This window comes from Bacillus sp. LSHTCR4, assembly GCF_057197025.1.
Window position 1 is genome coordinate 46614 of the sequence record NZ_JBXUNO010000009.1, and the last position, 11756, is coordinate 58369.

Genomic DNA, 11756 nt, shown 5'->3' on the forward strand with positions numbered 1-11756 from the left:
CCTTCTCGTCGCTTTTCCTTATTAGGTTTTAAGTATACTTATTATATTTCTAAACCTAGAAAATGTTAACCAATTACTTTTTGAAGACGATTTAAAACTTTTTCTTTTCCAAGAAGTGCAATAGCATTAGGAAGCTCCGGACCGTGTGTTTGACCAGTAGTTGCAACACGGATTGGCATAAATAGGTTTTTACCTTTATGACCTGTTTCCTTTTGAACTGCTTTAATAGCCGCCTTAATTGCTGCCGGTTCCATAGCTTCTAGTGCTTCTACTTGACCAGCAAATGCACGAAGTACTTCTGGTACTTGCTCACCTTTTAATACTTCTTGTCCTTCTTCTTCATAATCAACATGATCTTTGAAGAACATTTCAGAAAGCTCTACAATTTCAGCTCCAAAGCTCATTTGTTCATGATATAACGCAATTACATCACGAATCCAAGCTTGTTCTTGTTCACTTAAAGTTTCACCTATACGTCCAGCTTTCACTAAATGCGGTAAGCTTAATTCTACCACCGTATCTAAATCTTGCTTTTTCATATATTGGTTGTTCATCCATTTTAGTTTTTGAGAATCAAATAATGCAGGTGATTTTGATAAACGAGCTGCATCGAACATTTTGATAAACTCTTCTTGAGAGAAGATTTCTTCTTCTCCTACTGGCGACCAACCTAGCAGTGCAATAAAGTTAAAGATTGCTTCTGGAAGATATCCAAGCTCTTTATATTGCTCAATAAATTGAATAATAGATTCATCACGCTTACTTAATTTTTTACGGCTTTCATTTACAATTAAAGTCATATGACCGAATTGCGGAATATCCCAACCGAAAGCTTCATAAATCATCATTTGTTTTGGCGTGTTTGAAATATGGTCATCACCACGAAGTACGTGTGTAATTTCCATTAAGTGATCATCTACTGCTACTGCAAAGTTATAAGTTGGAATCCCATCTTTTTTCACGATAACGAAATCACCGAAATCATTTGAATGGAATGCAACTTCATCTTTTACAATATCTTTAAATGTGTAATCACGGTCAGCTGGTACACGGAAACGAATACTTGGAATACGTCCCTCAGCTTCAAATTCTTTCACTTGCGCTTCAGTTAAATCACGGTGGTTACCTGCGTAACGAGGTGTTTCACCACGAGCAATTTGCCCTTCGCGTTCTGCTTCTAGCTCTTCTTCTGTCATATAACATTTGTAAGCTAAACCACGCTCTAATAAATCTTCATATAACTTTTTATAAATATCTAAACGCTCTGTTTGACGATATGGTCCAAATTCACCACCAACATCAACACCTTCATCCCAGTCCATACCGAGCCATTTCAAGTATTTTAATTGGCTTTCTTCTCCACCAGCAACATTACGTTTTACATCAGTATCTTCAATACGAATAATAAACTTACCATCTTGATGACGAGCAAATAAATAATTAAATAATGCCGTACGCGCATTTCCGATATGTAAGTGTCCTGTTGGACTTGGCGCATAGCGCACTCTCACTTGCTTTTCCATAATTGGTACACCTTCCATTCTTAATGTCAACACATTCTATAATTGTACACCAAAAAAATGTGATTATCCATCTTACGAATTAAAAACCATTATTTTTTCTGTAATAAAACAACTGCTTGAGAAGCAATTCCTTCTTCTCTACCTGTAAATCCTAATTTTTCTGTTGTCGTTGCCTTTACATTGATATTATCAATAGACGTTTCTAATAGTTCACTAATGCGTTTACGCATACTTTCAATATGTGGTGCCATTTTTGGTTTTTGAGCAATAATTGTACAATCTAAATTCCCTAATTCATAACCTTGTTCACGCACAAATTCCCAAACCTTTTGCAATAATACAGCCGAATCAGCATCTTTAAAAGCGGGGTCTGTATCAGGGAAATGTTTTCCGATATCTCCTGCTGCAATTGCACCTAAACACGCGTCCGCGATCGTATGTAACAATACGTCTGCATCAGAGTGACCGATTAATCCTTTTTCATGAGGAATTGTAATCCCGCCAATAATTAACGGTCTACCTTCCGCAAATTCATGTACATCAAAACCTTGTCCAATTCGAAACATTTTTTACATCCTCCTCGAGCTAAACTACTGAGCTTTATGATTCTATATTATATCGCTATCCTTATAAAGAAAAGCCCGGCTGTTGCCGAGCTTTTCTTCTCTATAATTATTGCTATCATTTCTTTTGAACGTGAAGAAAACTTTCAGCAATTAGTAAATCCTCTGGAGTTGTCACTTTAATATTATAGTAACTCCCCTCTACTACACCTACTTGCTTCCCGATACGTTCTACGAGACTTGCATCATCTGTGCCAAGAAAACAACTCTGCTTCGCACTTCTATGAGCTTCTAACAAAAGAGAAACAGAGAACCCTTGTGGTGTTTGTACAGCTTTAAGCTGAGATCTTTCTACCGTTTCGACAACAACACCCTGCTCTACTTTCTTAACAGTATCTTTCACTGGCACCGCACAAATGGAAGCTCCATATTTTTCTGCTGCAGTTAATACATCTTGAATCACTTTATTCGTTACGAACGGGCGCGCACCGTCATGTACAAGAACATACTCAACATCACTCGTATGCTGAATCGCGTTATACACACTATCTTGTCTTTCAGCCCCACCTTGAATAAATTGTACTGGCTTTTCAACCGGATACTTCTGCATTAACTCTTCAAAATACGGACGCTCTTCTTCGTTAATTGCCATAATAATATTTTTACATGCTTTATCCTTTTCAAAAACACGTAACGTATGCACAATAATCGGTACTTCATTAATAAGTAAGAACAACTTATTTTTGCCAGCGCCCATCCGCTTTCCTTGACCAGCTGCTGGAATAATTAATGTATACATATTAATAATCCTCTACTTACAATGCTTTTTCTAATAATTTACGTTTGGCAAAAATCATACGACCCGCCGATGTTTGTAACACACTCGTAACGAGTACATCGAGTTGTGAGCCTACATATTCTCTACCATCTTCTACTACAATCATCGTGCCGTCATCTAAATATGCCACACCTTGATTTTGTTCTTTTCCATCTTTTACAACATAAACACTTAGTTCTTCACCTGGGAGTACAACAGGTTTAATTGCATTAGCTAAATCGTTAATGTTTAACACCGTTACCCCTTGTAATTCAGAGACTTTGTTTAAGTTGAAATCATTCGTTACTACTGTTCCACCAGTGATTTTTGCCAACTTTACAAGTTTGCTATCCACTTCCTGAATATCATCGAAATCGCCTTCATAAATTTCTACCGGAATCGGCATCTCTTTTTGAATACGATTTAAAATATCTAATCCTCTGCGACCACGATTACGTTTTAAAGCATCAGAAGAATCGGCAATGTGCTGAAGTTCTTCTAACACGAATTGTGGAATCACAATTGTTCCTTCTAAAAACTTTGTTTGGCAAATATCAGCAATACGTCCATCGATAATTACACTCGTATCGAGAATTTTCCAATGTGTTGTAGATTCTTCTACCTCTGTTTCAGTTTCTTCGTTCTCACTATTATTATTTTTCTTCTTCCCACGTTGTGGTAATGTAAATAATCCTAGTAATTCATTCCTCTTTTTAAACCCTACTTGGAATCCTAAGTATCCAAGTAAAAGAGTAAAGAACACTTGCAACACTGTACTAATAACTGGAATTGTAAATTCACGAATTGGTATTAAAATTAAATACGCAACAATAAGCCCAGAGATTAAACCTAATGTACCAAATAAAACATCCGCTACAGGCGCCTTTACAAGAGCCTCTTCAATATGCTTAATAAGTTGAACAATATAATCTACAAGCCAAAATGTTGTTAAAAATAAAATAATTGCACCAATAATTGCACGAACATACGATCCTTCCAATAAAGGAACGGCACCGATGTCTAATACATTAATAACTTTTGGGATTAAGTAAATCCCTAACGCTCCCCCGATTACTAAAAAGAAGAGCTGTACAATCCGTTTTAACATCCAACCACCTCCTACTCATTATTAACCATTGTTTCGCTAATCAAAACGCCGAATGCAAAAGCGGACGTGTTTTTTTATAAATAGTTTTATTTACCAATATATCATATCATATACCAAAAATGTTCTAGTGTCGTTATATTATGGAATCAATGTAATATTCTTAATTGTGTCTACTCATATAGAGATGCTCTTGAATTCTTTTTAGGCCTTCTCGTATTTTCTTCGCTCTGACTTCCCCAATTCCTTCCACATCATCTAATTCATTAATAGTTGCACGACAAACACCTTGCAAAGTTTTAAATCGATTAATTAAATTTTCAATGATAAGTGGTGGAACACGTGAAATTTTACTTGTGATTCGGTATCCTCTCGGCGTCACACTTTCTTCTAAACTCGTTTGTCCCGGGTATCCAAGCAATTTAACTAAATCACTATCCTCTAGAAGTTGTGTGTTCGCAAGTTCTTGTAACTTTTTCAAAATTTGATGATGGTCTTGTGTTTTTTCTTGATAGTAATCTTTAATTAATAACGCTGCCTCTGCTTCTAAGTCGGCTAGTAGTTCAGTAAGTTGTAAACGAATTAACCTACCTTCTGTTCCCAATTCATGAATATAGCTCAATATTTCATTTTTAATACGTAGTACCATTTCAACACTATGTAAAACATGAACCACCTCGGACATTGTAACAACCTCTTCAAATTCTAGAATGCCCAAATTCGTAATCCCATCATTCCATACAGCCTTATATTTTTCTAACGTTTGGATAGCTTGATTTGCCTTTGTTAAAATAACACCTATATCTTTTAGTGTATAACGTAAATTCCCTTGATATAGCGTAATTACGTTACGTCTTTGTGAAATAGCTACAACAAGGCTACCTGTCTGCTTTGCTACACGCTCAGCCGTTCGGTGGCGCATACCTGTCTCAATAGAGTCGATAGATGCCTCTGGAACTAATTGTGCGTTCGCAATCAAAATTTTACTTCCAGTTTCATTTAAAATAAGTGCCCCATCCATTTTTGCTAATTCGTATAAACTAGCCGGAGAGAATGCACAATTAATATGAAAACCTCCATCAACAATACTTTTAATCTGCTCATTATATCCAAGAACAATTAATCCCCCTGTTTGTGCGCGAAGTACATTATCTATCCCTTCGCGCAGTGGTGTTCCCGGGGCCACAAGTTGTAAAATATTAATCATACTTTTGACACGTTGCTTGTTTTCTTCCATAGCCTAGCCTCCTAATGTCAAACGAAGCGCTTCTCCTAAATTAGATACACCAACTACCTCAATCCCATCCGGAATTGTCCATCCTCCCAAATTTTTTCTAGGAATAATAGCGCGTTGAAATCCTAATTTAGCTGCTTCTTGTACACGTTGTTCAATTCTTGATACTCTTCTTATTTCTCCAGTTAATCCCACTTCTCCTATTACTGCATCGGTTGGCGCCGTAGATTTATCTCTAAAACTTGAAGCTATACTTAAAGCAACAGCTAAATCAATTGCTGGTTCATCTAACTTCAAACCACCTGCTACTTTTAAATATGCGTCCTGATTTTGCAATAATAAGCCTGTTCTTTTTTCTAACACCGCCATAATAAGCGATACACGGTTATGATCAATTCCCGTTGCCATTCTTCGAGGGTTTCCAAAACTAGTAGGAGAGATTAATGCTTGTATTTCTACTAAAACTGGTCTTGTTCCTTCCATTGAGGCAACCACTGTTGATCCCGCAACCCCAACTGGTCTTTCCTCAAGGAAAATTTCAGAAGGGTTTAATACTTCTGCAAGACCAAGTTCTTTCATTTCAAAAATACCCATTTCATTCGTAGAACCAAAACGATTCTTTACCGCTCGCAAAATACGGTATGTATGATGACGGTCTCCTTCAAAGTAAAGAACTGCATCGACCATATGTTCTAACATACGAGGTCCTGCAATCGCTCCCTCTTTTGTCACATGTCCAACGATAAAAATAGGGATTCCTTTCGTTTTTGCAAGTTTCATTAATTCCGCTGTACATTCACGAACTTGTGCCACACTCCCCGGCGCTGACGTTACTTCAGGTAAATGTATTGTTTGAATAGAATCAATAACAACAAAGGCTGGGTTCACCTCTTCAATATGTGTTGCAATTCGCTGTAAATCCGTCTCTGATACAACAAATAGATTACTACCATTTACATGTAAACGATCCGCACGCAGTTTAATCTGTTTTGCTGATTCTTCACCCGATATATATAGTACATCATATGAAGAATCTGCTAATTGCGATGATATTTGTAATAGTAACGTTGATTTTCCAATCCCGGGATCTCCACCAATAAGTACTAAGGATCCATCTACAATCCCACCACCAAGTACACGGTTAAATTCTTGAAATTTTGTTTCAATACGCGCCTCAGACTTTGTTTCCACTTCTGTTAGACGTCTTGGTTTTGTTACTTCTGTTTGAATTGCATTCGCATAATTAAGGCGCCTTGATGATACAACCGGTTCCATCTCTTCAACAAGCGTATTCCATTGACCACATCCAGGGCATTTTCCCATATATTTTGGTGACTGATAACCACACTCTTGACATGTGAATTTTGTTTTCTTTTTAGCCATATCGTTTTATATCTCACTTCACTTTCATCTATAAACAATTTATCCTTCTCGTACAAGAAAGAGGGCTATCTCGTAGCCCTCTTAGTTTGTCTATACTTATTTTACCTTTTCAGCACTATGAATGACAAATGATTCTCCTTCAACATCAAAGATAACTTTTTGTCCTTTCTCAATAGCACCTTTTAAAAGTTCTTCCGATAGTCTATCTTCTACATGTTTCTGAATTGCTCTACGAAGCGGACGAGCACCGTACTCTCGGTCAAACCCTTTATCAGCAATAGCCGAAATCGCTCCTTCTGTTAAATGCAATTCAATTTCTTGCTCTTTTAAGCGATTTACTAACTGATTTACCATAAGTGTTACAATCTCTTGAATATGTTTTTTCTCAAGCATATGGAACACGATAATTTCATCAATACGGTTTAAGAATTCTGGACGGAATGCCTTTTTCAGTTCATCCATTACTTTACCTTTCATATCTGAATAATCGCGGCTCTCATCTTGTACGTTAAATCCAAGATGCTTATTACGTTTTAACGCCTCTGCACCAACGTTAGATGTCATAATAACAATTGTATTACGGAAATCAACTGTACGCCCTTTAGAATCTGTTAAGCGACCATCTTCTAATACTTGTAGTAAAATGTTAAACACATCAGGATGAGCTTTCTCTACTTCATCTAATAGGACAACTGAATATGGCTTACGGCGAACTTTTTCTGTTAATTGTCCACCTTCTTCATATCCAACATACCCCGGAGGAGATCCAACTAAACGAGAAGTAGAATGCTTCTCCATGTACTCAGACATATCGATGCGAATCATTGCATCTTCATCACCGAACATAGATTCCGCTAACGCTCTCGCTAACTCCGTTTTACCTACACCTGTTGGTCCTAAGAAAATAAATGAGCCAATCGGACGTTTCGGATCTTTCAATCCTGCTCTAGCACGGCGAACAGCTTTTGCTACAGCTACTACCGCTTCATCTTGACCAATAACACGATCGTGAAGGATGGATTCTAAGTTTAATAATTTATCAGTCTCTGTTTGTGCAAGTTTAGAAACTGGGATACGAGTCCACGTAGAAACAACATTTGCAATATCTTCTACTGTCACTTCTGAGTTTTCTTTTCCTTGTTGCTCTTTCCATTGACGCTTCGTATCTTCTAACTTCTCACGTAAACGTTGTTCCATATCACGTAAGGAAGCAGCTTTTTCAAACTCTTGACTTTGTACAGCTGCATCTTTTTCTTTTCTAATTTCCTCAAGCTTCACTTCAAGCTCTTTTAGATTTGGTGGTGTTGTATAAGAGCGTAAGCGAACCTTTGAAGCAGCTTCATCAATTAAATCAATTGCTTTATCTGGTAAGAAACGATCTGTAATATAACGATCTGAAAGCTTTACAGCTGCATCAATTGCATCATCTGTAATAGATACGCGGTGATGTGCCTCATAACGATCGCGTAAACCTTTCAAAATTTGAGTTGATTCATCTAAACTTGGCTCATCAACGTGAATTGGTTGGAAACGTCTCTCTAAAGCTGCATCTTTTTCAATATATTTGCGATATTCATCTAACGTTGTCGCCCCAATACATTGTAATTCCCCACGAGCTAAAGATGGTTTTAAAATGTTCGATGCGTCAATAGCACCTTCTGCTCCACCTGCACCAATTAATGTATGAAGTTCATCAATAAATAGAATGATATTTCCTGCTTGACGAATTTCATCCATTACCTTCTTCAAACGGTCTTCAAATTCACCACGGTATTTCGTTCCAGCTACCACTGTACCCATATCTAGTGTCATAACGCGCTTATCTCTTAAAGTTTCAGGAACTTCATTATTTACAATTTGTTGCGCTAATCCTTCTGCAATTGCCGTTTTACCTACACCAGGCTCCCCAATTAATACAGGATTGTTTTTTGTTCTACGGCTTAAAACTTCAATTACACGTTGAATTTCTTTACCACGTCCAATAACAGGGTCTAAACGATTTTCACGTGCAACAACTGTTAAATCACGTGCTAAGCTATCAAGTGTTGGTGTATTTGCATTTGTTGAAGAACCACCTTGGTGACCTGAACTTGCTTCATTACTTCCAAGAAGTTGCAATACTTGTTGTCTTGCCTTATTTAAGCTAACACCTAAGTTATTTAAAACACGTGCTGCTACCCCTTCACCTTCGCGGATTAAACCAAGTAAAATATGTTCTGTTCCAACGTAAGAATGACCTAATTTACGAGCTTCATCCATAGACAACTCAATAACCTTTTTAGCACGCGGTGTATAATGTACAGTTTGAGAAGCTTCTGTTCCGCGCCCGATTAACGCTTCTACTTCTTTTTGAACCTTCTCTGGACTTAATCCAAGAGCAATCAACGCTTTTGCTGCAATTCCTTCACCTTCGCGTACAAGCCCAAGTAAAATATGTTCTGTTCCAATATTGTTATGCCCAATACGAATCGCTTCCTCTTGAGATAAAGCTAATACTTTCTGTGCTCTTTCTGTAAATCTTCCAAACATCATAGAAATCGCCTCCTACTTGCGCTTAGTTTTTTTCAATACGTAATCGCTCACGGATTAAGGTTGCTCTTCGATAATCTCTTTCTTCTGGCCCTAAAGGTCCTCCCGCATATTGTTGTAAAATGCCTGGTTGTGTAAGAACCATTAGCTCAGTCAAAATATTTCTCGATATACCTTTTATATATCCTAAATCAATACCAAGTCGTAAATCTGATAAGCAATTGGCTGCTTCCGCAGATTGAATTAAACGACTGTTAGCTAGTATGCCATAAGAGCGATAAACTTTATCTTCAAGCTCAATACTTGAATTTTGTACAATTAATTCTCTAGCCATCTTTTCTTGCTGTATGATTTGTTGAATGACACTCTTTAAATCTGCAATAATATCTTCTTCAGATTTTCCTAGTGTCATTTGGTTTGACACTTGAAATATATTACCTAACGCTTCGCTACCTTCACCGTATATTCCTCTTACTACTAACCCTAATTTTTGAATTACTTGTATAATACGGCTAATTCTTTTCGTTAAAACGAGCCCCGGTAAATGGATCATTACGGAAGCCCTCAATCCTGTACCAACGTTAGTAGGGCAGCTTGTAATATATCCAAGTGATTCATCAAAAGCATATTCAACCTCTTTCTCAATCCAATTATCTATTTGATTGGCACTTTGAAGGGCCTCTGATAACTGCAATCCTGAAAATAAGCACTGAATCCGAATATGGTCTTCTTCATTCAGCATAACACTAATATGTTCGTTTTCTGACAATAGACATGCTCCATATTCTGTTCCTGCAAGGTTGGGACTAATTAAATGCTTTTCAACTAATACTCTCCTTTGAAGAGGCGTTAATTCATTCATTTTTAATAGCTCAAACTCTCCAAAAGGTTCTACTGTTTTATTTATAAATTCCTTTTTAAATAATTCTTGAATCTGTTTAGCTTCTTCTTCGTTTTGCATAGTAGAGAATTGATATTTTTTAAAATTACGAGCCAAACGAATTCGACTACTTAAAACAATATCAGAATCAGGGCCATCCCCCTTCATCCATGGACTAATCGCTTCATTCATAATTTTGTCCAGTGACATAGGACTATTCCCCCTCTCTATGCTCACTAAGCTGAGTTTCAAGGTTTCTAATTTTATCCCTTACTTCAGCAGCTTTCTCAAATTCCTCTTTCTGTACGTATTGTTTCAGAATGAGTTTTAGTTCATCTAATTCTTTCTTTAAGTGAATATTTCCTTCTATACGCTTCGGAATTTTTCCACAATGATCTGTGTGCCCGCCGTGAAGACGTTTTAATAACGGCTTTAAATGTTCTTTAAATGTATCGTAACAAGAAGCACATCCAAAGCGTCCTACCTTTGTAAGTTGCTCATATGTCATTTTACAATTTGGACATCTCAATATACTTGTGTCCGAAAATCCGCTTTTTTCTTCAAACATTGTTGATTCACCGTGTAATAACCCAGCAAATAAATCATGGAATGAAAAGTTAGACTGCGATGATTGAAAGAAAGACGTATAGCCACTTTGTTCTGCACATTGCTCACAAAGATGAACTTCCGCCTTCTTTTCGTTAATTACTTTTGTATAATGTAAAGTTGCTGGTCTTATATTACAGTTTTGACAAGTCATCACTATCCCCACCTTTACAACAGGAACGATCTATCTCATAGTACTTTTCATACATTACTAGACTGTTCACTTTCCTTTATTCGTTTACATAAAAGTGCGTGTTCTTTTTTCAAAACTTCTACAATATTTAACTGCCTTATCTTTTAGTTATTATTCTTTTACAAAAGCTGTATTTATTTATATTTCAGTGTTCTTAACATTGCGCATAATATTCGAGCCCTAAGTTCATCTCGAGAAGGAACATCCATTGATAATACAGAACGATCTAGTACGCTTAACATAAGTTTAGCTTCACGATTCGTTATGATTCCCTCTTCTATTAAACGTATAATCATACTCTCTGCATTTCCTTGCGCAACGCTATGATCAATCATATGAAGCATTTGATCAATAATGTCTATATCATCATGCAGTTTGACTTTTATAATGCGAATGTAACCTCCTCCACCACGTTTACTTTCTACTACAAATCCTCTTTCTAACGTAAAACGGGTATTGATTACATAATTGATTTGAGATGGTACGCACTCGAATCGATCCGCAATCTCATTTCTCTTGATTTCAATCACATTATTATTACTTAAGTCAATAACTTGCTTTAGATATTGCTCAATGATATCAGATATATTTCTCATTTATCCGCCACCTTTATTGACTTTGACTATCTTTGACTTTAATTATATACGTATTAATAAAATTTGCAACTCTTTTGCTTATTTACTATCCTAGCCACATTCCCCTGTATTTAATCAAAATAATAATGATTTAAATACATTTTTTATTACTATGGATTATAAAAGAAAACACGAAAAAACACGAGTCATTTGACTCGTGTTTAGTTGCTTGGCGACGTCCTACTCTCACAGGGACAAGGTCCCAACTACAATCGGCGCTAGAGAGCTTAACTTCCGTGTTCGGTATGGGAACGGGTGTGACCTCTCTGCCATCATCACCAAACTATG

10 protein-coding genes, 1 rRNA gene and 1 other annotated feature (1 of these 12 only partly in view) are annotated in these 11756 nt (G+C 36.8%); all 11 genes read right to left on the bottom strand.

Going from position 1 to position 11756, the window contains the following annotated elements:
- Nucleotides 1-18 (bottom strand) — a binding site (T-box leader) (it extends 227 nt beyond the left edge of the window).
- A 47-nt stretch (nt 19-65) separates the two neighbouring features.
- The gene (gene gltX, locus AC2CGR_RS27405; RefSeq protein ID WP_000415154.1) at nt 66-1523 is read right to left on the bottom strand and encodes a glutamate--tRNA ligase; all 1458 of its coding nucleotides are present in this window, start codon (nt 1521-1523) and stop codon (nt 66-68) included.
- A gap of 89 nt (nt 1524-1612) precedes the next feature.
- The gene (ispF, locus tag AC2CGR_RS27410) at nt 1613-2089 is read right to left on the bottom strand and encodes a 2-C-methyl-D-erythritol 2,4-cyclodiphosphate synthase (protein WP_000488386.1); all 477 of its coding nucleotides are present in this window, start codon (nt 2087-2089) and stop codon (nt 1613-1615) included.
- A 115-nt stretch (nt 2090-2204) separates the two neighbouring features.
- Nucleotides 2205-2885, bottom strand: coding sequence for a 2-C-methyl-D-erythritol 4-phosphate cytidylyltransferase (gene ispD, locus AC2CGR_RS27415; RefSeq protein WP_087963798.1), 681 nt, complete (start codon nt 2883-2885; stop codon nt 2205-2207).
- A 16-nt stretch (nt 2886-2901) separates the two neighbouring features.
- On the bottom strand, nt 2902-4011 hold the full coding sequence (locus tag AC2CGR_RS27420; protein WP_016089677.1) for a PIN/TRAM domain-containing protein: 1110 nt from the start codon (nt 4009-4011) through the stop codon (nt 2902-2904).
- 160 nt (nt 4012-4171) lie between these two features.
- Nucleotides 4172-5245: a DNA integrity scanning diadenylate cyclase DisA gene (gene disA, locus AC2CGR_RS27425; protein ID WP_000392166.1), complete on the bottom strand. Its 1074-nt coding sequence runs from the start codon at nt 5243-5245 to the stop codon at nt 4172-4174.
- A 3-nt stretch (nt 5246-5248) separates the two neighbouring features.
- Nucleotides 5249-6625, bottom strand: a complete 1377-nt coding sequence (gene radA / locus AC2CGR_RS27430) for a DNA repair protein RadA (protein ID WP_001085212.1) — start codon at nt 6623-6625, stop codon at nt 5249-5251.
- 96 nt (nt 6626-6721) lie between these two features.
- Nucleotides 6722-9157, bottom strand: a complete 2436-nt coding sequence (gene clpC / locus AC2CGR_RS27435) for an ATP-dependent protease ATP-binding subunit ClpC (RefSeq protein WP_000971179.1) — start codon at nt 9155-9157, stop codon at nt 6722-6724.
- A gap of 22 nt (nt 9158-9179) precedes the next feature.
- Nucleotides 9180-10244: a protein-arginine kinase McsB gene (gene mcsB, locus AC2CGR_RS27440; RefSeq protein ID WP_000050825.1), complete on the bottom strand. Its 1065-nt coding sequence runs from the start codon at nt 10242-10244 to the stop codon at nt 9180-9182.
- A 4-nt stretch (nt 10245-10248) separates the two neighbouring features.
- Nucleotides 10249-10794, bottom strand: a complete 546-nt coding sequence (gene mcsA, locus AC2CGR_RS27445; RefSeq protein ID WP_270184607.1) for a protein-arginine kinase activator protein McsA — start codon at nt 10792-10794, stop codon at nt 10249-10251.
- Nucleotides 10795-10967: 173 nt separating this feature from the next.
- Nucleotides 10968-11429, bottom strand: a complete 462-nt coding sequence (gene ctsR / locus AC2CGR_RS27450) for a transcriptional regulator CtsR (RefSeq protein WP_001244563.1) — start codon at nt 11427-11429, stop codon at nt 10968-10970.
- Between the two features lie 206 nt (nt 11430-11635).
- Nucleotides 11636-11751 (bottom strand): 5S ribosomal RNA (gene rrf, locus AC2CGR_RS27455).
- Between the last annotated feature and the right edge of the window lie 5 nt (nt 11752-11756).